This is a genomic window from Leptospira ilyithenensis (genome assembly GCF_004771005.1).
GTDB lineage: Bacteria > Spirochaetota > Leptospiria > Leptospirales > Leptospiraceae > Leptospira_A > Leptospira_A ilyithenensis.
This window is the reverse complement of sequence record NZ_RQHV01000029.1, coordinates 1-22,530: the sequence shown is the minus strand read 5'-3', so window position 1 is coordinate 22,530 and position 22,530 is coordinate 1. Positions and strand designations below refer to the sequence as shown.

The window sequence follows — 22,530 nt, the reverse complement described above, 5'->3', positions numbered from 1 at the left end:
ATCTTTGGATTCGAATTGTAATCGCTTTTTTTTTATCCTGGGACTAGGGTTTTATTATCTAATCAATAAAACGGAAGAGTCGATTCGTCCGCGTTATATGGAAACCATGGAAGAGTCGTTAAACGACACTGCCCACCTGTTTTCCGCCGCTTTGGAAGAAGATTACAAATCCTTTCTGAAATATTCTCCGAAGGCAAAAATCGCCGATTCTGCAAACAAAATCCTTTCTCCTCTTTTTTTAAATGCCAAAGGACGTAAGTTCACGGCAAAGATCTATAGTCTTACCAAAACAAATGTAGATTTGCAGATTTATGTTACGGACGAAAAAGGAATCGTAGTATTTGATTCGGAAGGATATAGGAAAGGACTGGATTATTCCAAATACAACGACGTATTTCTCACCTTACAGAAAAAATACGGAGTAAGATCGAGCAAGCTGCTTGATCCGAACGGAGAAGGCGCTCTTTTCGTTGCAGCACCCATTCAAATGGGAAAAGAAATTTTGGGAGTGATCACGATTGTAAAACCGAAAAGCAGTGTGGTTCCCTTTATAGAAACGGCGCGTAAAAAATTTTGGCAAATCAGCTTGGTCGTAGCAGTTCTGATCGCGGTGTTATTTGTAATTCTCGCTTATCTGCTTTTTTCTCCCATCCGAAAACTATCCGGTTATGTAAGTGCACTTCGTTCGGGAAAAAGAGTAGGCTTCCCAAAAATCAATTTGAAGGAGATCCGGGAACTGGGGAAAGAAATGGATGAGCTGGTCCGTTCTCTGGAAGGAAAGGAATATATCGAAAATTACGTGCAAACTCTTACGCATGAAATAAAAAGTCCTCTCTCTTCCATTCTCGCCTCTGCAGAGTTACTCGAAACAAACAGGGAGAAAAGGGAAAGTTTGATTTTGAATATCCAATCGGAAGGAAAAAGGATTCAGAATCTGATTGAGAGACTTTTGGATCTGTCTTCTTTGGAAGCAAATAAGGAAGTCAACACGGAGGAAAGTATCAACTTGTCCCGGTTAGTGGAAGCATTGATTCCGGGTTTTTTGCCCGAAGCGGAAAAAAAATCAGTTTCCCTTCGGACATATTTTGAAACTGAAAATATCACAGTTCAAGGGAATCGGTTTTTTTTATCTCTCTCCGTCCAAAATCTAATTCAGAATGCTTTGGACTTTTCTCTATCGGGTAATGACATTCAAATCAATTTGAAGAAAGAAAAAGAAGGTGGTTGTATTTTGGAAGTACTGGATGAGGGAATGGGAATTCCGGATTACGCTCTTTCCAAAATCTATGATAGGTTTTATTCTTTGCCAAGACCCGATTCAGGCAAAAAGAGTTCGGGCCTCGGACTTGCTTTTGTAAAACAGGTGGCCTTACTTCATAATGCAAAACTCTCCATAGGCAACAGGGAGGGAAAGGGAGTTTCAGCTTCGATCCGTTTTTCGTAAAAAATCCGACAAAAATTCCATCCTCACAAAATCCTCACATTTCCCCCATAAGCAACTCATCATTTTCTTTTATCCTGGTCTTATCAGGAGAATGATTATGATTAAGATACAAAACTCGGTAAACTTTCGTTTGGTGATATTGGGACTTATGGCAATAGGATTTTTGATTCCTTTGGGACTTGTAGGGAGTTTGATCGGAGACAGGCACAGGTCTTCGGAAGAAGCTGTGGAAGAAATCAGTTCCAAATGGGGAGGAAACCAGGTGATTGCGGGGCCATTCCTTGTGGTTCCCTATAATGTTAGAATTCCCAAGTCTTCGAATGACAACTCGAAAAAGATAGAGTGGGATTACGAGACACATTACACGTATTTTTTACCCGAAGAAATCCGTATTACGGGAGATTTAAAATCGGAGATTCGAAAAAGAAGTATCTACCAAGCAGTTTTGTACAACGGAGAAATCCAAGTGGATGGAAAGTTCAAAATACCTGTGGAGGCCGATTTTCCTTCCGAAACAAGTTATATCTATTGGAGCGATGTTCGACTGGTTACTTCCATAACGGACGGAAAAGGTTTGGGAAAAGAAATCCGATTTGTTTGGTCGGGCAAAGAAAAAAATCTGCAACCCGGAACGGAAAGCCCTTATTTCCCAAGCGGTTTCCATGCGGATTTGAATCTGTCGGAAAGAGAAAGCAGTGTTAAATTTCAGATGCATATTTCCTTAAAGGGGTCCGAATCTTTTTCCATAGTTCCCGTTGGAAAGGAAAATACTGTGCAAATTTCTTCCGATTGGAACGATCCTTCCTTCGAAGGGAACCTTCTCCCGAAAGACAGGACCATCACCGAATCCGGGTTTAACGCTGTTTGGGAATCGTCTTATTTCGGAAGGAATTACCCGCAGATCATCCGTTCTATGGATGCAAATACTGCAGAATTGATATTGGCATCAGCCAATGGAGTGAAACTCATCATCCCGGCGGATCATTATCAAAAAATGGAAAGATCTGTAAAATACGCACTCCTCATATTAGTAACCAGTTTTACTTTGTTTTTTCTACTGGAAGTATTCGGAGGAATCATACTTCATCCCATTCAATATCTGCTTATCGGTTCCTGTATGGTAGTGTTCTATATTTTGAACCTATCTCTTTCGGAACATTTGGGATTTGTCTTGTCTTACTCGCTGGCATCTCTCGCAGTATCATCACTTATCGGATATTATGCGGCTTCGGTGTTGAAAAACAAAAAGAAAGGAGTTTTGTCGGGCTTTTTCTACATATGCCTTTATACTTTTCTTTATGTGGTATTGTCTTCCGAAGATCAGGCGCTTTTACTCGGTTCGATTGCAGTATTCGTTTTGCTTGCGATTGTAATGCACTTCACAAGAAAGATAGATTGGTATTCTTTCGGAAAGGAAAGACAAGACTAAATCGTTTTTTACATTTCCATCCGATCTTTGTTTTCGGGACTTGCTATTCGGGTCCTGAAGACTTTTTATTAAAATCCGTTTCTATTTCACGCCCACATATATGTCAAACTGTGCCGATTCGGGTCGTTTTGAATTTTTTACCAACGAATACGATTTGATTTCGAACCATGGGTTTGTGTTCAATCCCGGTTCCGTCGAAAACGTTTTTGTATTGGTTCTTGTGAATGTCTATTCTTTCGAATATATGATGTTCTCTGGATTTTCTATATTGGAAAGGTGTGGTTCCGTAATTCTTTTTAAATTCCCTTAAGAAAGTTTCCGGAGACTCGTATTGGTATTTTAAAGCGATTTCTATGATTTTATCTTTGGAGAGGAGAAGTTCGTTTCCCGCTTCGGAAAGACGTCGTTTTCTAGTATAACAATGAGTGTCCCGCCATGTACCGGAAGATCCTTTGAAAATGCCATAGGGAACTGAAGGCATGATCCGATACGTCCTATACGGAAATTTTATTTGTTAAATTTCTTTCGATGAATTCGATTGCGGAATGGATCTTATCGCAGTATTGCATCGGACAAATTTAACCAGCCGGTCTATATTATCCATCAAGAATCAACCGGCCGAAATATCGGTGATTCATTTTGTAGCACTACTTTGGGATTTACTTCCCTAAAAATCGGTCCCTTTCTTTTTTATCGAAATGTTCTATCGAATAACGTAGCATAGTACGGGGCATTGTTTTGGAATGCTGTTCCAAAAAATGTATCAGTCTTTTTTTGTCTTTTTTACCCGCTTCGCGCAACCATCCCCCGTCGCCTTATGGATCAGGTCTTGTTTGTCGCCGAGCAACATCTCTGCGATTTTAAAGGTATCTTCCAAATCCCCCTGTCTTATGAAATAATAGGTGCTGACGATGGAAGTGCGCCGCTCCCAGATGTTTTTGGAACGGGCCAGTTTATACAAAATACCTCTCGGCTTATCGAAGAGATAACCTCCGACTACGTAAGGAGCCGAAACATCCACCAAATCCCAGTTATTGATTCTATCCGTCTGCCTTATGTATAGATCAAAGAGTTCCTTTTTGCGGCTTTCTTCCGTTTTCTTGGAACGTGCTTGTTTATCCATAATGCTCAAGGCCCCGGCCCTTACTTCATGGAAATCGTTTTCCAAAAGTTTTTCTATTTCTCCCGGATGCATTTCAATCGACTCTTTGGCAAGCGCAAACACTTGCCCCATACGAACGCCTAAAAAAACATCTCCTTCTCCGTAGTCGCCTTCTCCGGACTTGAAATAACGTCGGATTTTTTTTAGTTCTTCCTCTGACTTATGGGTTTTTAGTTTTTTTACAAACTGTTCTGCTGTGATCGTCTTAGCCAGGGAAGAAGTTTTCATCGTTTGTCTTTGTTATGTTAGTTTTGTTCGTAAGCCTTTTGCAAGGCTTTTATATCTATCTTGTCCATTTGGAGCATAGCTTGCAAAACTCTTTGCGATTTTGCAGGATCTTTGTCTTGCAACAATTCTCCTAAAATGGGAGGAATGATCTGCCAGGATAAGCCGAACTGGTCTTTCAACCAACCGCATCTTTGTTTGGATCCGCCTGCAGACAATTTTTCCCAGAATTCGTCTATTTCTTCCTGGTTTTCACAGTTTACAAAAAAGGAAACGGCCTCCGTAAATTTGAACTGAGGTCCTCCGTTCATTGCAAGAAACTTTTGACCTTCTAACTCGAATGTTGCGGACATAATGGATCCTCCGTGCCGGGAAACATTTGTTATCTTTGAATTTTTAAAAACGGAAGTGTAAAAATTGACAGCTTCCTCCACATTATTATCAAACCACAAGAATGGTGTAATCTTTTCCATATTGTTTTCCTTTAAATTGTTTTTTTGTTAATCTAGTCTTTTCCAAGGCTTGCGAGCAGATTTTCCAATCTGTCAAAACTCGCATTCATACCTTGTTCCATATTGGTTCCGAGTGCTCCGTCCCTTGCTTCTTTGGAAGAGTAGATGGTAGTGCTTTTCATAAATGTTTTGCCTGATTGGTCTGTGAGTATGAGTGTCGTTAAGGTTTCTCCTCCGGTCCAGTCTTCGTCGAATAACTCCGTATGGACGAGTCGTTCCGGAGCGACAATCTCCTTGTAAACACCACCCATACCCATATCGTTTCCCCGGACGTTGCGCCATACGAAACGGAATTTTCCATCCACCTTCAGATCAACCTCGCAAATCGCAAAAGTCCAACCGTCAGGCCCTGTCATCCAGCGTTTCAGTAACTCCGGTTTCGTATAACATTCGAATACGAGGGTACTCGGCGCGTTAAAGACTCTGGTCATCACCATTTCTCTGTCTGTCGGTGTTGTGATTTCCAACTTTCCCGAATTCATCATCTTGTTTCTCCTAATGGTTTTTTTATCATCTTACGTTTCTTTGTCCGGGCTTTTGATTTTCAGTTCTTCCAAAAGCAGGTCGAGCTCTTGAAAGTTGCCTTCCCAGATTTTGCGATAATTTTCCAACCAGTCACTTGCTTCCGCCAAAGGTTCGGCCACAATATGACGCGGTCTCCTTTGGGCGCTGCGACCCCGGGAAACCAAACCGGCTCTTTCCAAAACTCTCAGATGTTTGGAAATAGCAGGCTGGCTCATAGAAAAAGGTTTGGCCAAATCCATCACAGATGCCTCTCCCTTTGCCAAACGAACTAGAATGGCTCGCCTAGTTGGGTCGGAAAGTGCTGCAAACGTCGCATCCAAGCGGTTTGAAGGTGTTATTGCATAATTCATGAGTTATATAACCAAATAGTTATGTTTTGGTTTTAGTCCATTACTTTTTTCTCTTCGGGGAATAAAATCCAAAGAAGGGAGAGCACCTCTCTCAACTGGTGGGCAGTGTACACAGGTTTAGTTAGGAAACTCCTTTTCTAATCGTATTTTGGTTCATTTTAATAAAAAAAGAGATCGATTGGCCCCGAGTGGCAAAACTCTCTTAATTGACAAATTTAGTTTATGGTATCAGAATAAAATGTAAACTAACATTGGTTATGTTTTTTTTGTTTCATTTGAAACAGGATAAACCCAGATATTCACGAAAGCTGGTTGGTCGGCTGGGATTCAATCGGTTGTAAAATAAAAATTGCACGTAATGGGAAGCCGGAAAGTAGATTTTGAAATGAGATTAGATTTTTATAAATAATTGTCGAACAGGTTCGACTCTATAGTCTACTATAGAGAAAATATCAGCAAGGAGAATCAATGAAAATTGAACTTGTATTCGAAACGACATGTCCGAATGCAGAGGGCACGAGAAAATTGTTAAATGTTATCGAGGCAGAACTTGGATTACAATTAAATATTATAGAAATAAACAAAGATGATCCGGACGCCCCCGATTATTCGAAAAAACTTTCCTCTCCCACTATCTTGATAGATGGTAAAGATGCTGTGTCGGACGGATCGCAAGGAGGAGATGCCTGTCGGATTTATCATGCACCGTATGGACGTCTGACAGGATTGCCTTCGAAAGAAGTAGTTATACAATCTATACTGTTAGCGGGGCAAGGGTAGAGATGAGGACTACTTATCATTCAATCCTCCATTTTTTCTTGACATTTTTCGAAAAATAGAGTCTAAATGATCAAGATGGTCTTCTCATTGAAAAAAGCCGTAGGATTTACAACAACACTTGGGTTCATAGTGTTGGTAACCTGTGCTTCTTTTTCCAATGTCACAGGAATCTGTCCGATGGGGATGACCGCCTCCGTTGAAAAATCTGTAGACTCCGAACTTTCCCCATGTCATCAATCCTCCAAAGAAAACAACGATCAAGCCGGATCCGAAGGCAATTGCTGCGAGGAAAATGAAGTATCCGTTGTATCTATTGATACTTTTTTCAAAGACAATGTAGTCGTCAAACCTCAGTTAGAACCGATTCCTCTTTTTTCATTTGATTTTCATCCTAATGATGTTTTGGTTTTTTCCCAACTTTCTACTGCCGATTTAAAAGCAAAACCGCCTTATTTCCATTCTCACCACCTTAGTTTACTCCAAGTTTTTCTAATTTAAAACCGGCTCATTTTCCCCCTATTTTTTAAGGAGAATTTTATGAGACGTTTATACGCATTATATACTTTTATCTGTATATTTATATCCTTACCCTTGTTCGGTGAGAATCATAGATTGGGCGAAATTCTGGAGATACTCGCAAAGGATCATCCTGAATCCAAATCACTTGCAGGACTTTCGCATGCGCATAAATCGCATTCGGAAGCATCGGGCATTCTTCCCGATCCGAAAATCGGGTTTGCCTATCGTAACTATCCGACTAGGAACGGATATTCCTTGAATGATAGATCTTTGGATACGCCTACAATGACGGGAGTCGAACTTTCCGTTTCTCAGGAATTTCCATACCCTGGCAAGCTGGGAACGGAAAAACAGATTTCCAGAATTATGGAAGGGGAAGCCGGACTTTCCTATCTTGCGGGCGTCAATCGTTTGTTAGGAGACCTACTTGTTAAATTGAATCGTTTCAAACGCCTGGAACGGAAAAAACAATTCAATGCAAAAGTCGTTAGTTTGCTGAATGTACAAGGTGCGGTTGCAGAAGGATATTATTCGTCAGGAAATATTCCACTAACGGGTGTTATCAAGGTGTCGATTTCCAAGACGGAAGCGTTGGAAAGAGAAACCGAATACGCTACTGCTTATAAGGATTTGATCGCCCAATTGGAGTATTTTCAGATACAGGACAAAATCACTTTAACGGAACTGAGCAGCCTTGATCTGGATTCGTTTTTAGAGGAAAACCAAAAGAAGATAGAGAGTTTGGTTTCTCTTCGCAATTCGTCCGTTGAAAATGCTCCGGAATTCCGAATCGCCGTCGCAGAAGAAAAAAGACTGAATGAACAGGCTAAACTCACCAAATACACGATAGCTCCTCAAACGGAAGTTTTCTTTTCATATATGAAACGACGCTCTCAAACTTTCGCATTGGATAAGGGTCCTCTGGATTATGCTCCCATGGATGTAACGGAATATAGAGGAGATCTTTTCAGTTTCGGATTGAATATGAGAGTTCCCGTCTGGTCTGCGTTAAAGTGGGATTCCATCACGGGAGAAACGGAACATTTGGCCAGTGCAGGCAGAAACTCGGTAGATAAAATTCGCGCCGAAATCACTTCCGAATTGAATCGAAGCATCGAATCTTTGCAAGGTTTGTCGAACCAAATCCAGATCATCGAAAAAAAACTACTTCCTGAAATGGAAAAAGCAGTACGTGCCAGTTCGACTTTATATGCGCCGGGAAAAACTAACTATCAGGATACTCTGATCGCACAAACGGAAGTTTTGAATACAAAGATCCGCTTGGAAGAGATCAAAGAGAAAAAAGGGGAGATGATTCTGAATACTCTCAGGTTACTCAGCCTGATCTATGAAGAGCCTTCTTTACCAACACATACGAATCACTAAACAGGAGATGATTATGAAAACTTTAATAACAACTTTATTTATATCAATTGCAGTGTGCGGTTCTTTATACGCCCACGCAGGCAAGGAAACTTTTGTTCTTGAAGAAGTCGCAAGGATTCATACGGAACTTTTTGAAGGAAAGACCGGAACAATAGATACTAAAAAATTAGTGGAATTATTGAAAGCGGATGCGGATCGGAAAAAAGATACATCCGCCTTTAAACAGGCTCTGCCTTTTGCGGAACAACTGGGTAAGGCTACGAACGAAGTACAAAAAAGGGAATTATTTTACCGTCTTTCTTCCGAACTTGAATCTATCGTAGGACATCACGATCAGTCGGGAGTCTCCGTTTTTTATTGTCCGATGCTTAAAAAGAAATGGATTGCCAAAGGCAAGGAAATTCGCAATCCCTATCTCGCTAACATGAAGAACTGCGGGCAAATCGTCAATGATTGAACGGATGTTTTTCGGTTCTTTTAGTTACCTGTATAAAAGAACCGCCCGACGGAATATGTTTTTTCTTCGGATGACCGCAATACTAGTGCTATTTGCTTTTTCCTGTGCGAAGAAAAAAGAGATCTATTATTGCCCGATGCATACTTCTTATACTTCAGATCGCCCTGGAACTTGCCCTATCTGCAATATGGATCTTGTTAAGAAAGAGGATCATTCGGAACGTTCAAAAGATCCTTCTACACTCCTAAGAACGGAAGCGGATGGTAAGATGGAAAGTAAGAACGGTATGGAGTCCGAAATCCACCATGCATCACCATCAAATGATCGTTCATCTGAATTTTTTCTTTCTTCCGAAAAACAACAATCAATCGGTATTCGAACGGAACTCGTTAGTCGAAGAAGTCTTGTAAAAAAAATGAGTTTGTATTCGAGTGTTGCCTATGATCCGGAACTTTATAGCGCTTTATTGGAATACAAGCAGGCGATTCAATCTTCCGGACTACTTCCCGAATCAAGCTCATCACTTGGAATCGGAAATTTACAATTGCGACTTAGGCAGTTGGGATTGTCCACAGAGCAGATTCGTGTTTGGTCTTCCGGGCAAAGAGATCCCTCCGAATTGATCGTGGGTGGAAAGAACGGTCGGGCACATATTTATTCTCAAGTATATGAGTCGGAGCTTTCGATTGCAAAGCCCGGACTAAATATTCAATTCAAAACGGATGTTTATCCTGATAAGGAATTCGGGGGAAAAATAAAAAGTATCGATAACATTGTAGATAAGAACAGCAGAACGTTGAGATTACGAAGCGAGGTCTCGGATCCCGGACATCTTTTGAAACCCCAAATGTTCGGAGAAACGATGATTGAAATTTCTTTACCTGGGCTTTTGACGATTCCTACATCTGCAATTTTGGATACGGGAGTTCGTAAAATCGTATATGTTCAAACAAACCCGAATTCATTTCGAGCTGTTACCGTAAAGATTGGAAAGAGTGTAGATACCTGGAGTGAAGTTCTTTCCGGGTTGGAGGAGGGGCAGTCGGTTGTATCCGAATCTACCTTTCTCGTCGATTCCGAAGCAAAAATCCGTTTTGGTAATAACGCTCATAATCATTAAAAGGCAGAAAAAATGATACGTTCAATTATACGATTTTCCGCATATAATAAATTTTTAATACTAATTATCACATCGGTAATACTTGTTGCTTCCTATGTTGCGATGAAAACAATCCCATTGGATGCGATTCCCGATCTTTCCGATACGCAAGTAATTATATATTCCCGTTGGGATCGTAGCCCCGATATCATAGAAGATCAGGTTACTTATCCAATCGTAACATCTTTATTAGGCGCTCCTAAAATCAAAGTAGTCAGGGGATTTTCGGATTTCGGATTTTCCTACGTGTATGTAATCTTTCAGGACGGGACGGATATCTATTGGGCAAGATCCAGAGTGATCGAATACTTATCGAAAATTCAGCCACTTTTACCTGCGGGAGTCAGAACGGAACTGGGACCGGATGCAAGCGCCGTAGGTTGGGTATTTCAATACGCGTTGGTGGATAAAACAGGAAATAACTCTCTCGCCGATTTACGAACCTACCAGGACTTTCATCTGCGTTATCTTCTTAACTCCGTTCCGGGAGTATCCGAAGTGGCGGGAATCGGCGGCTTTAAAAGACAATATCAAATTACTGTGAATCCAAGTGCATTACGTTCCTATAATATAGGATTTGAAACAATCGTTCAAAAAATTCGGGAAAGCAATCAGGAAGTCGGAGGTAGGCTCGTGGAACTTTCAGGAGCGGAGTATATGGTTCGGGGGAGAGGGTACTTAACCTCTCTTACCGATATCGAAAATATTCCTCTTGCAACGGATATGAACGGAATTCCCGTTCTCTTAAGAAATGTTGCTTCCGTTAGATACGGTCCTGATATCAGAAGAGGGATCGCCGACTTGGACGGAGAAGGAGACGTCGTTGGTGGAACAATTGTCATGCGGCATGGAGAGAACGCGCTGTCCGTGATAGAGAGAGTCAAAAGTAAACTGGAAGAAATAAAAAACAGTCTGCCGAAAGGAACGGAATTGATCACCACTTACGACAGATCGGAACTGATCGATCACGCCATATCGAATTTAAAGTTCAAACTTATGGAAGAGATGCTGATTGTTTCTTTCGTAATTCTTATCTTTCTCTGGCATTTTCCATCGGCAATCATACCCATCCTAACCATTCCCATATCCGTTATCATTTCATTTATTCCGATGAATCTTCTGGACATTAATGCAAACATCATGTCGCTTGCAGGCATGGCGATCTCTATCGGAGTTTTGGTAGATGGCGCCATCGTAGAAGTGGAAAACGCGTATAAAAAATTAGAGGAATGGGAGTCGGGCGGTAGAGTGGGAGATTACCATGCAGTCCGTTTGGAGGCATTGTTGGAAGTCGGGCCATCCGTATTCTTTTCATTGCTTGTCATTGCAGTCGCATTCTTTCCTATCTTTACACTTGTCGATCAGGAAGGTAGGTTGTTTCGTCCATTAGCATATTCTAAAAATATTGCGATGACAGTTGCTGCGCTTCTTGCTATTACTCTTGATCCGGCTTTCAGAATGTTCTTCACAAGGATGGATCCTTTTCGGTTTAAAAACAAGGTTCTTTCCAAAGTGGCGACAACTCTGTTGGTGGGAAAATATTATCCGGAGGAAAAACATCCGGTTAGCAAAGTCCTTTTCAAGTTCTACGAACCCGCATGCCGCTTCGTTTTACATAGACCGAAGGAGGTCATTGTTTCTTCATTAGTACTCGTGATTTTGACCATACCGGTTTATTTCAATCTTGGATCGGAATTTATGCCAGAGCTTTACGAAGAATCCTTTCTGTATATGCCTACAACCTTGCCGGGAATTTCCGTTTCAGAGGCGGAGAAGCTGATGACTGCAATGGACAAACGATTGAAGTCCTTCCCTGAAGTGAAGAGAGTGTTTGGCAAAGCAGGTCGTTCCGATACTGCAACCGATTCCGCTCCTCTCTCCATGATGGAAACTGTGATTCTTTTGAAGCCTCAGGAAGAGTGGAGTAAGGCGGAGCGATTTTATTCGAATTGGCCTCGTGTTTTGCAATTTCCTTTTATTCCTTTTTTGTCAGACCACCTAACGAAAGAAGAGCTTGTTGCAAAAATGAACCAGTCGATGCAATTTCCCGGCGCGACAAATGCATGGACCATGCCGATCAAAACTAGAATAGATATGTTAAGCACAGGAATGAGGACTCCTATCGGCATCAAAATATTGGGAACCTCACTGGAGGAAATCGAACACATCGGCATAGAGATCGAATCTTTATTAAAAACGGATAAAGATATCAGAAGTATTTTTGCCGAAAGAACTGCGGGCGGATATTTTTTAGATATAGAGATGAAGCGGGAAAAATTGGCAAGGTATAATATTTCCGTGGAAGCCGCCCAGCAAATCGTAGTAGCTGCCATAGGAGGGGAGCCGGTAACGCAAACCGTTGAAGGAAGAGAACGATTTTCGGTAAACATACGTTATCCGAGAGAGTTGAGAGATTCTATTGAAAAAATCCGATCCATTCTTGTGCCAACCAAGGAATTCGGCCATATACCCATTTCTGAAATTGCGGAGATACGTACAAAGACAGGTCCTTCCATGATCAGGGATGAAAACGGATTTTTAGCAGGCTATGTATATGTTGATCCTTCTACTTCCGATATAGGTGGATTTGTAGATCGGGTAAAAAAAACTGTTTCCGCGTCTGTCAAACTTCCGACAGGTTATTCGATCGTTTGGAGCGGACAGTATGAAAATATGCTTCGCGTGAGAGAAAGGATGAAATACATTCTTCCTCTCACCATCTTTATCATTTTCCTTTTACTATACTTCAATACCAAGTCTTATGTTAAAACATTGATCGTTCTGATTGCCGTTCCCTTCTCATTGATCGGAGCAGTCGGTTTGCTCTATCTGCTTGACTATCAGATTTCCATTGCGGTTTGGGTCGGGATGATTGCTCTTATGGGCTTGGATGCGGAAACAGGTGTGTTTATGTTGCTGTATTTGGATCTATCTTACGAAGATGCGAAAAAGAAAGACAGACTTAGAAATCATGAGGAACTGATCGAAGCCATCATTCACGGAGCAGTTCACAGAGTAAGACCAAAGATAATGACTGTTATGGCGGCAATGATGGGATTACTTCCTATTATGTGGTCGCAAAGCGCAGGTGCCGATGTGATGAAGAGAATCGCAGCTCCTATGGTCGGAGGACTTATCACAAGTTTTATTCTGGAGCTACTCGTTTATCCTCCTATCTATCTGCTTTGGAAAAAAAGTGAAATGGAAAAGTTTAAAAAATGAAATGACTTTTAAAACTGCAAATGCATTTTCTTGAAATGTCATTACCCTTATGTTTCGGACTACTGTATTTCTCTCTTCTGGCAATCATCAACTATACCGGTGGTTATGGAATATTTGTTGATGAATTTTACTATTTGGCATGCGCCAAAAGATTGGCATGGGGGTATGTGGATCAGCCTCCTTTGTCAATTTTTTTACTCAATTTATTTCAAATTAGCGGAGAATCCGTTTTCTTTTTAAGAATCATTCCAGCCGCATTCGCTGGTCTCTCCGTGTTTCTGGTTGGGAACCTTGCCGATAGATTCAATGGAAACAGGTTGTCCGTTTCTTTGGCATGTATCGCTACGATGACAGTCCCTGTATTGCAAGTTATTTTCGGGTTTTATTCTATGAATGCGATCGAGATTTTTTTTGTAATACTTCTCGTAACCCTTGTGTTGAAATTAAAAGAAGATCCAATTCAATGGATCAGCATTGGTGTTGTGATCGGTCTTGGGATAATGAATAAACATACTTTTTCCGTTTATGTATTGGCAGTTCTCGTTCCGTATTTTATTTTAAATTTTAAATCAATACTTCGCACAAAAACATTTTATATTGGCGTATTAACCGCAATTATCATCATCTCTCCGAACCTTTATTGGCAATATGTGAATTCATTTCCTTCTTTGGAGTTTTATAAAAATGCATATTCAATGAAGAATATCAATTTAGGTCTGATCCAAATTATCTTTGATCAGATTCTATCACAGAATCCGGCAACTTTACCATTGTGGTTATGCGGGATTTATTTCTTTTTAAAGAATAAAGAACTCAGATTTATAGGCTTTGCTTATCTACTGTTAATCGGTTTCTTTTTGTATTCGAAATCCTCCCGACCTGATAGGATCGCCGCTTTTTATCCGATTCTATTTGCAGGGGGAGGAGCGTTTTTTTTGGCGGATCAATGGAAGAAGATAATTTTGGGACTGACTTTACTTGTCGGATTATTTCTTTCTCCTATCGGTTTGCCTATTCTCCCTTTGCACATACTTTCTAATTATGTAAATGCACTAGGAATCGTTCCACAAATTGAGGCGGGCAATAGGACGTTACTCCCCCAGTGGTTTGCAGACAGGCTGGATTGGAAGGAGTTCCATTTGCATATTCAATCTTCCATAGATTCGTTAGATCTTTCGGAAAAAAAAGAAACCGTTGTTCTGGGAAATTATTACGGCCAGGCAGGGAGTTTGGAGTTTTATAAAATTCCAATTCCTGTTATCAGCGGTCACAATAATTATTTTCTTTGGTTGGATGAGTTGAAAATAGTTCCGAAAAATCTAATTGTAACCGGTGAAGAACCCATTTTGGTTTTGGAAAATTTGTTCGAAGAGAAACGCTTGATCGGAAAGTATTCAAGAAACTATACAACTGAAAAAGACATACCCATTTATCTTTTGAAGAAGAGTAAATCCGATTTAACGAAAATGTTACCTTCATTAAAAAGTTATCGTTAGCCAATGTAGGAAATTCGGCCGGATTGAATGATCATATCATGGCCTTGTTTGCCACTTATGATTCATAGATAGTGCTTAACTTTTTAAAACTACAAAACAAAAAATTCTGCTTTGTCATAAACGGAGTGATATGATCTTCCGTAATGCATTTGATTTTTTGGAAACCTTTCTTTAGTTCGGATGTCAAAGATTCTTCGCTGTATTGTTTTATCTCCAAACCGCTGCATTTGATCGGTCCGTTCTCACTGAAAGTTCCGATTGTAATAAATCCGTTTTCTTTTACTGCAAGTCTTGCAAGGGAAATGTATTTAACAATCTGAGGTTCCGTTGTTAGAAAATGAAACGCTGCTCTATCATGCCAAAAGTCATATGTTTCATCGACTTGGAAGTCTGTCACATCGCTAACAACCCATTTTACTTGCTTTGATTTTTCCCCCAAACGGTTCTTTGCACGATTTAATGCATGTTCGCTGATATCCAATACGGTTATGTTTTCAAAACCTTCTTCGATAAGATAATCTACAAACTTACTATCTCCTCCGCCTATATCTATGATTTTTGCGGTTTTTGGTAATTTCGCATCATTGATAAAGTTGAGAGAAGTTTGAGGAATCTCTTGTGTCCAGCTAACTTCTTCCGGTTGTTTTGTTGAATATATCTTTTCCCAGTGATCCTTTTCTAACTTGGGTAGGGCGCCTTCAATTGATTTCGACTTTGATTTGATATATACGATCACTGGTAATAAGGCCAGAAAGAGAAAAGGTAATGCAACCAGATTCAGATTGAACCAACCGATGTTTGTTTCCAGATAAGCGGAGCTGTAGGTTGATATTGTTGCAAGTAAATATACAAAAGAATCATTGATTGCTTGGATTGAATTCTTTTCCGAGTTGCGATATTGATCTACCAGTAGGTTTGTTCCTCCCACATACATAAAATTCCATCCAATACCAAGTAAAACCAATGCAGCTGCAAAAGGTAGGAAGCCGGTTCCTTGGAGTGCGGCAAAAACTTCTAAAGCCAAAATAAAAATCCCTGCAATGATCAGTTTGGGTGAGCCGAATTTATTTACTAAATATCCGGAAAAAAAGGAAGGTATATACATTCCTAAGACATGCCATTGTAATACGATGGTGGAGGAATGCATTTCATGACCGTGTGCTTTCATCGCGATCGGAACAGCCGACATCAACATAGCCATGAGTCCGAAACCAAAGGAGCTGGAAATAATAGAAGCCCATAGGCCGGGATTTTTAAGATGAAATGAAATCGGTCTGGATGGCTTTAGTTTTTCCAAATCGGTCGTTATTTCTTCTGTTAAGTTTGTAATTTTTTGTAACCTGGTTATAAGCAGGAGTTGAAAAAACAAAACAGCTGTTAGAATTAAAAAACAACCAAGAAATACTGTATGTCCAAAAAGATTCCTTCCGAAAAGTCCTGCAAGTGGTCCAAGAAACGCGGCCGGAATGCCTGCTAAAAGAATCCAGGACAATGCACTTGATCTATCTTTGTTTGGAACGCTTTCCATTGCAGCAAATCTTAAATATTGTAGAAAGGATTGATGAAATCCGTAAAAAAGATGTCCTAGAATGAATAGGTAGAAGTTGTGAGAGTAAAGTCCGTATGATGAAATCAATGCTCCTAAAATTCCAATAGTAGTTCCAAGTAACAAACCGTTTCGGCGCCCTAAACTTTTCATACAGATGGATGCAGGAAAAAGTCCTGCGAATGTGCCAAGGACTGAAAAAGAGAGTGGGAGTGCCGCGGAGGCAGGGCTAGGAGAAATTGTCTGACCTGCAAGGACGCTAACGGCCATTAGCATAACTGTTCCGATCTGATAGAAAGTCTGGGTAACGGAAAAAATGCCTAGTTTGGAAATTTTATCTTTCATTTCAATTTTAGCTTAAATAACCAAGAAATATATGCAACCAAATCTTATCAGCTCATCTACTTAGAAGGGTCTAGAAAATGTGAAAATTCCCGATTGAAATGTTCATTAAAATCAATACATATGGATATTGAATTTTTTCAATAATTGGGATGTTACTATAAAACAAAGTATCGTTATCAAGATCGAAGAGACCATCGCAATAATAAATCCAAATTTATGATAGATTTTTGGAAAAGCTAAGAACATGGGTAGAGTAGGCAACACATACCAGAAAGTATAAAATGCGTGATTTGATATTTTTTCAGGAGATTGTTTTTCCATATACAACCAAACGAGTGTTAATAACGTAATTAACGGCAATGAACCGACCAAAGCACCGAAACGGTCGCTTCTTTTCGCCACTTCCGATATGATTACAACAAGTACCGCCGTGATCAAATACTTGACGATAAGATAAAAATAAGAATTCATTTATGGATTTACCGGATCGGTAGATTTGCTTTTATAAAAATTTGAGCAACATCATCGGAAATAGGCAAGGGAGTCATAATTCCTATATTGGCACCGCCTGTATTTCCGATTGGTGCTCTTCCCAGAAGGGAGCCGATTCCTGCAGCCAAGAGTCGGGCTACTTGGCCCAGAATTTCTTTTCCGTCTTTTTTTCCGATTCCTACTTTCAACATCCACCAATGATTGATAGTATGTGGAATAGCATCTCTTTGTCCCAGCACATGAGCTTTCTCCAAATGCAAGAAGGCTTCGTTCCATTTTTTTGCAAAATAGAATTCCTTTGCGGTTTTCATTTCTTTTTCGAAAGCTTCTTTGATAATTAGATTCATTTTAGATTTACATCCTTAACATTGATGCTGTTTAATTAGCTCTTTCATGCAGTTGTTATATTGTCAACTTGTTCAATCGAATTTTTACTTTACATATTATAGTCTGATAGAAGATGTAAGTATGGGTTCGGCAAGCGCAAAGATACTGGTGTTTTTTTCATTAATATCTGCGACTGTATTGGCTTTTAATTGCAATTTATTCTGTGAGCTGAATGAACTGGATAAGGTTGCCATTTCATTGCAACTGGATGTTGAGCCATGTCATAATTCTCAAGAAACGGATGAGTCTGCCGGTTGTGAATGGGATTCCGGCAGACTGGATGTATCAGACAAGGATAAACTCACAAACTTTAGTGTTTTCTTTTCTTTGGTTCAATACTATATTCCATTTTCGGACCGGAAGACGGACCTCTCGGCAGATTTGTCCGATTCAATTTACTTTAAAGTGTTTCTTTTCATACCTTCCTATGCAATTCAAAACATCAATTCCGTACGGATCATCATTTAACCTTCGTTTTTAGAGTGTATACTTTAATAATGAGGAGGTTAGTTATATGTACTCATCTTTTTTACGCCCAAACCGTCTTTTCCCAAAAACAACTTCTATCCCGACTATCGCAATATTTTTGTTAGTTCATGTTTCGGTTTATAGCGAATCGAAAAGCAAAGAGCTGGGACTCAATGAAATTATAAATATTGCAGAGAAAAATTCACCTTTGCTTATGTCCATGAATTCCGATTTGGAATCATTGTATTATAAAAAGAAGCAGGAAGGAATGACTCAAAATCCTTCCGTTACTATCGACTACGGACAAAGGAAGGCTGCAAACGAGTCGGGTGCCGAATATTCCCTTCAATTCGAGCAACCGGTCTATTACCCTGGACGGAAAGAACTCAAACAGCTGCTTGTTGATAACGATGCAAAGATAAAGGAAGTGCAGTATTTGGAAGCAAACAATTCAATCCGTTTGAATTCGGTTAAGTTTGCGTATCGTTATTTCATTGCAGATAAAAAAAGAAACCATGTAAAGGAAAGAATCCGAAGACTTTCCAAAATGGAAACATATATAAAGGCAAGACCTTTCATCACTCCTCAAGCCAAAACGGATTTATTTATCATAGAAAGAAGATTGTTGGGTTTGAAAAAACATTTTAACGATCTGGAATTAGATGCTTCCAAAAATTATGAGTCAATGAATTTCTTTTTACGGATTGAATCTGCTCCGATTCTTTCCCTTCCGTTTTTCAATGACGGGATCAAGTTCGATAATGCGGAACTGCAAAAGAGATCAATGGATCAGAATCCTATGATTCTTGCGGCTAAAGGGGAAATGGAAAAAGCGAAAACGGAACTACGAATAGCAAACTTGGAAAAGTATCCTGATTATTCGGTAGTGAGCCAGATAGGAGAAGACCGCTCGGGTGTATCCAATCGGTTCTTTGACCTCGGATTGAAATTTAGAGTCCCCGTTTGGGATCAGTATCAAAACAAAGTCAGTTCAGCAGAGACAAATTTGGAAGCCAAGGCAAACAAACTCACCTATCAGGAAAATCTGATTGTTATGACTTTCAATCAGGCATTTTTGGATTACGAACAATCAAAAGTGAATATCAAATTATTCAACTTATTAAAGTTAGATGAGATAGAAAGAGATCTTAACTTTGCAGACGTGGAGTTTACTAAAGCACGAATTCAACTTATTAGCTACTTGGAACTTGAAAATCAGCTCCATGAAACACATCACGCTATTTTAGATGCTCAATTGACTCATATAGAAGCTTTCTTGAACCTTCTGTATATAACCAACGAAAAGGAAATCCTAGGAGTATTAAAGAATGCTAGCCAGACTTTTGAATACAATTTTAAATAATTCCATTTTATATATAGGAATCATCTTATTTCTTTTTATTTATGCGTTTTTTAATTTAAAGGAAATTTCCATTGATGCGGTTCCTGATATAACGAACGTTCAAGTGATCGTCACTACGAATACCGGATCATTGGACCCGGAGCAGGTTGAAAAGATCGTTACATTTCCGCTTGAAACCGAATTATTGGGACTCCCTAATCTGATTGATGTGCGTTCCGTTTCAAAATTCGGTCTTTCCAATATATCTTTGATTTTTAAAGAGAGCACTGATATCTATCAGGCCAGAGCTATGGTATCGGAAAGACTATCGAGTGCAAAAGATAGATTGCCGAAGGGAATCTATCCTGAAATTACTCCTAATACCACAGGTCTTGGTGAAATTTTCTTTTATTCGGTCGAAGCAAAGCATGGTTCCCCATTGGACAAGCTTGAGGATAAAGATAGATTGTTATATCTTCGGACGATCCAGGACTATACCGTTCGTCCTCAATTGAAGGCATTGGTTCCCGGTATTGTGGAAGTTGATTCTAACGGAGGTTATGAGAAGGAAATACATATTGATCTGATTCCTTCGAAAATGAATCAGAGAGGGATTACTATTGATCAACTGATTGGATCAATAGCTACGTTAGGTGAAAATTTCGGAGGAGGAATCATTGAAGAAAATGGAAAGACTGCCATTGTAAGAACTTATGGTATAAAAAAGAACTTAGCTGATATATCCAAGATTCCTGTTCGAAGGACTGCTTACGGCAAATCCATTTCTATATCAGATATTGCAAATGTAAACGAGCATGGTCGATTCAGGTTAGGCGGTGCATCATCAGGAGGAAAGGAAATCGTCCTCGGAACCGCACTGATGTTAAGAGGAGAAAACAGTTATAGGGTAAATGAAGAACTAAACTCTGCGATCACAAAGCTCAATCTTCCGAAAGATGTAACTGTCAAAGTACTTTTAGAGCGGTCTTTTTTGATTAACTCTACCATCCGTACTGTTTTAAAAAACTTAATGGAAGGAGCGATCCTAGTCATTATCACACTCTTCTTTATTCTTTGGAATTGGAGGGCATCATTTATAGTTGCATCCATCATTCCAGGTTCCATGTTACTTGCTTCTCTTTGCATGAATTACTTTGGAATTTCCGCAAACCTAATGAGTTTGGGAGCAATCGACTTCGGCCTCTTGGTCGATGCATCCATCGTCATCACCGAAAGTGTTTTGACGCGATTTGAAAAAGAGACTTATACAAATAAAGAGGAAAAAAGGAAGATCATTTTAAAATCCTCTATAGAAGTTTTAAAGCCGGTATTTTTCGGAGTAATCGTAATTATATTGGTATATCTTCCCATTTTGAGTATGGACGGTATACCAGGTAAAATGTTCCGACCGATGGCGGAGACTGTTATTTTGGCTTTAACATTCAGTCTTTTTCTCGCAATATTTTTCCTTCCTCCTCTATTGTATTTTTTTATCACTCCGAATCACAAAGCCAATCATTCGATAAAGGAGAGCAAACTCATTGAATTGTATCGAATTTTTTTACCAAAGATATTAGAAAGACCTAAAACGCTAATTATCAGTTCCATTGCCTTTTTTATTCTCACAGCTATTGTTTATTTCCGGCTTGGGACCGTATTTTTACCTAAACTTACCGAAGGAGATTTAATGCTTGTTATTGTTCGGGAAGGTGATATCGGCTTGGAGGAAAGTATTCTTGAACAAAGAGATGTGGAAAGGATGCTAGCCAAACTTCCGGAAATTGAAAGTGTTTTTTCAAGGACCGGGACTAGCTCTGTTGCAAACGATCCTATGGGTCCGTTCAATGCCGATACTTTTATCATACTGAAGAAAGATTCGCTCCCGGAATTATTGAAAACGGACAACTGGGAAATTTTTTTGGATAAGATTCATTCCACAGTTCGGGAAAAATATCCTAACTCGGAACTTACACTCAGCCAACCTTTGGAAGCACGTTTCAACGAGTTGTTGGAAGGGAGCAGAGCGGACATTAGTGTAAGAATTTTAGGCAAGGACTTGAACACTTTATTCCAATTGCAAGAATCCTTAAAAAATACTTTAGAGAAAATAGAAGGAGCGGAAGAAGTTGAACTTGATCCGATCATGGCTCTTAGAAAAGCCCAAGTGATAGATTTGGTACCTGATTTAGCAAAGCTTAACTATTATAATATCCCACTAACTTCCTTTAATACTACCGTTGAAGCGGCAATGAGCGGTTTTGAAGTAGGAAGTTTTTATGAAGAGGAAATCCGATTTCCTATAAAGATGTGGCTTTCCGAAGAGTTCCGCAATCAGGAATCGGAAATTGCCAATATCAATATAGGAACCGATGACGGAGGAATGATTCCTATACGACTCATGTCCTCTATAGAGAGAAATGAAAAGGTGATGACGATTTCAAGAAATCGTTCCAGGCGTTTTGTTGCAGTCTCCGTCAATCTTCGGGGAAGAGATTTGGAAGGATTTTACGAAGAGGCGAAGGAAAAAGTGAACTCTCTGAAAATTCCTGAAGGTTATTCCGTTTTTTGGGGGGGACAGATAGAGAACCTAACAAAAGCTAAAGAAAAATTATCAGTCATCGTTCCTTCCACACTTTTTATGATTTTTGTAGTATTGCACATCGGACTTCAGTCCTTCCGTCAGGCATTGCTTGTTTTTTTCTGCGTCCCATTTGCTTTAACAGGTGGTATTTGGTTCCTTTTCTTAAGAGGAATGGATTTAAGCGTATCTGCATTTGTAGGATTTATCGCTTTATCGGGCATTGCCGTGTTAAACGGACTCGTTAAGTTGGATACCATTCAGAGAATCCGTGATGAGAAAAAAATATCCGTTAAGGAAGCGACCTTGGAAGGTGCCACGAGCAGAATCAGGCCGGTTATTATGACAGCCCTTGTTGCCTCATTCGGTTTTTTACCTATGGCGTTCGGATCAGGACTTGGTTCCGAAGTGCAAAAGCCTTTGGCTACAGTAGTCATAGGAGGAATCATTTCGTCTACGATTTTAACGCTTGTTATTCTACCTGCGTTTTATTATTGGCTGGAGAAAGAACGATAGGGCTCTTCACTTCAATCATCGCTAAGATATCTTGGACGGGGAAGTTACTAGCGAAATGGCATTTGATATTGTTTAAATATTTCAAAATGCTTTCTCCGGACTCAATATTCCCATTCTGTATTGATATAGTATTCACCTGACAGCTTCGAAGAAGCAGTGGTCACACATCCTGTAAACGGAAAAATGATTT

18 protein-coding genes and 2 pseudogenes are annotated in these 22,530 nt (G+C 39.8%); 12 read left to right on the top strand and 8 right to left on the bottom strand.

Features of this window, described 5'->3' with window-relative positions:
- The first annotated feature begins 4 nt into the window (after positions 1–4).
- A complete protein-coding gene (gene creC, locus EHS11_RS03775; RefSeq protein ID WP_135763084.1) occupies positions 5–1,444 on the top strand; it encodes a two-component system sensor histidine kinase CreC in 1,440 nt (479 codons plus the stop codon).
- Between the two features lie 97 nt (positions 1,445–1,541).
- Entirely contained in the window at positions 1,542–2,873 is a 1,332-nt protein-coding gene (gene creD, locus EHS11_RS03770; protein ID WP_135763083.1) for a cell envelope integrity protein CreD, read from the top strand.
- A 103-nt stretch (positions 2,874–2,976) separates the two neighbouring features.
- On the opposite strand, the gene EHS11_RS03765 is transcribed toward creD, so the two are convergent.
- From EHS11_RS03765 to EHS11_RS03745, 5 genes and pseudogenes are all read right to left on the bottom strand, one after another.
- On the bottom strand, positions 2,977–3,354 hold the full coding sequence (locus EHS11_RS03765) for a helix-turn-helix domain-containing protein (RefSeq protein ID WP_135763082.1): 378 nt from the start codon (positions 3,352–3,354) through the stop codon (positions 2,977–2,979).
- Between the two features lie 178 nt (positions 3,355–3,532).
- Positions 3,533–4,263, bottom strand: a pseudogene (locus EHS11_RS03760) (DNA alkylation repair protein).
- A 17-nt stretch (positions 4,264–4,280) separates the two neighbouring features.
- Positions 4,281–4,730, bottom strand: a pseudogene (locus EHS11_RS03755) (VOC family protein); the annotation flags it as partial.
- A 35-nt stretch (positions 4,731–4,765) separates the two neighbouring features.
- The gene (locus EHS11_RS03750) at positions 4,766–5,257 is read right to left on the bottom strand and encodes an SRPBCC family protein (protein ID WP_167884340.1); all 492 of its coding nucleotides are present in this window, start codon (positions 5,255–5,257) and stop codon (positions 4,766–4,768) included.
- A gap of 30 nt (positions 5,258–5,287) precedes the next feature.
- Positions 5,288–5,647, bottom strand: coding sequence for an ArsR/SmtB family transcription factor (locus EHS11_RS03745; RefSeq protein ID WP_135763080.1), 360 nt, complete (start codon positions 5,645–5,647; stop codon positions 5,288–5,290).
- Between the two features lie 468 nt (positions 5,648–6,115).
- On the opposite strand from EHS11_RS03745, the gene EHS11_RS03740 reads away from it, so the two are divergent.
- The 7 genes from EHS11_RS03740 to EHS11_RS03710 all read left to right on the top strand — a co-directional run bounded on the left by EHS11_RS03740 (position 6,116) and on the right by EHS11_RS03710 (position 14,666).
- Positions 6,116–6,427 (top strand): hypothetical protein, encoded by a 312-nt coding sequence (locus EHS11_RS03740; RefSeq protein WP_135763079.1) that lies wholly within the window; start codon positions 6,116–6,118, stop codon positions 6,425–6,427.
- A gap of 66 nt (positions 6,428–6,493) precedes the next feature.
- Positions 6,494–6,925: a hypothetical protein gene (locus tag EHS11_RS03735; RefSeq protein ID WP_135763078.1), complete on the top strand. Its 432-nt coding sequence runs from the start codon at positions 6,494–6,496 to the stop codon at positions 6,923–6,925.
- Positions 6,926–6,964: 39 nt separating this feature from the next.
- The gene (locus EHS11_RS03730) at positions 6,965–8,332 is read left to right on the top strand and encodes a TolC family protein (RefSeq protein ID WP_135763077.1); all 1,368 of its coding nucleotides are present in this window, start codon (positions 6,965–6,967) and stop codon (positions 8,330–8,332) included.
- A 13-nt stretch (positions 8,333–8,345) separates the two neighbouring features.
- Complete coding sequence (locus EHS11_RS03725; RefSeq protein ID WP_135763076.1) at positions 8,346–8,789, top strand: LIC13259/LIC11441 family protein; 444 nt, start codon at positions 8,346–8,348, stop codon at positions 8,787–8,789.
- A 70-nt stretch (positions 8,790–8,859) separates the two neighbouring features.
- Entirely contained in the window at positions 8,860–9,909 is a 1,050-nt protein-coding gene (locus tag EHS11_RS03720) for a heavy metal-binding domain-containing protein (RefSeq protein WP_246047577.1), read from the top strand.
- Between the two features lie 12 nt (positions 9,910–9,921).
- Entirely contained in the window at positions 9,922–13,170 is a 3,249-nt protein-coding gene (locus EHS11_RS03715) for an efflux RND transporter permease subunit (protein ID WP_135763074.1), read from the top strand.
- A gap of 35 nt (positions 13,171–13,205) precedes the next feature.
- Positions 13,206–14,666: a glycosyltransferase family 39 protein gene (locus EHS11_RS03710; protein ID WP_167884339.1), complete on the top strand. Its 1,461-nt coding sequence runs from the start codon at positions 13,206–13,208 to the stop codon at positions 14,664–14,666.
- A gap of 55 nt (positions 14,667–14,721) precedes the next feature.
- Here EHS11_RS03710 and EHS11_RS20075 read toward each other — a convergent pair whose 3' ends face one another.
- From EHS11_RS20075 to EHS11_RS03695, 3 genes are all read right to left on the bottom strand, one after another.
- A complete protein-coding gene (locus EHS11_RS20075; RefSeq protein WP_135763072.1) occupies positions 14,722–16,557 on the bottom strand; it encodes an MFS transporter in 1,836 nt (611 codons plus the stop codon).
- A gap of 111 nt (positions 16,558–16,668) precedes the next feature.
- Positions 16,669–17,028: a DUF3147 family protein gene (locus EHS11_RS03700; RefSeq protein WP_135763071.1), complete on the bottom strand. Its 360-nt coding sequence runs from the start codon at positions 17,026–17,028 to the stop codon at positions 16,669–16,671.
- Between the two features lie 8 nt (positions 17,029–17,036).
- A complete protein-coding gene (locus EHS11_RS03695) occupies positions 17,037–17,396 on the bottom strand; it encodes a DUF3703 domain-containing protein (RefSeq protein WP_135763070.1) in 360 nt (119 codons plus the stop codon).
- 121 nt (positions 17,397–17,517) lie between these two features.
- Here EHS11_RS03695 and EHS11_RS03690 point away from each other — a divergent pair, with 121 nt between their 5' ends.
- Genes EHS11_RS03690 through EHS11_RS03680 form a run of 3 tightly spaced genes read left to right on the top strand, consistent with a single transcriptional unit; the run spans position 17,518 to position 22,340 of the window.
- A complete protein-coding gene (locus tag EHS11_RS03690) occupies positions 17,518–17,904 on the top strand; it encodes a hypothetical protein (RefSeq protein WP_135763069.1) in 387 nt (128 codons plus the stop codon).
- Between the two features lie 46 nt (positions 17,905–17,950).
- The gene (locus EHS11_RS03685) at positions 17,951–19,267 is read left to right on the top strand and encodes a TolC family protein (RefSeq protein ID WP_135763068.1); all 1,317 of its coding nucleotides are present in this window, start codon (positions 17,951–17,953) and stop codon (positions 19,265–19,267) included.
- The gene (locus EHS11_RS03680) at positions 19,233–22,340 is read left to right on the top strand and encodes an efflux RND transporter permease subunit (protein ID WP_135763067.1); all 3,108 of its coding nucleotides are present in this window, start codon (positions 19,233–19,235) and stop codon (positions 22,338–22,340) included. Before EHS11_RS03685 ends, EHS11_RS03680 begins: the two co-directional genes overlap by 35 nt.
- Positions 22,341–22,530 lie beyond the last annotated feature (190 nt).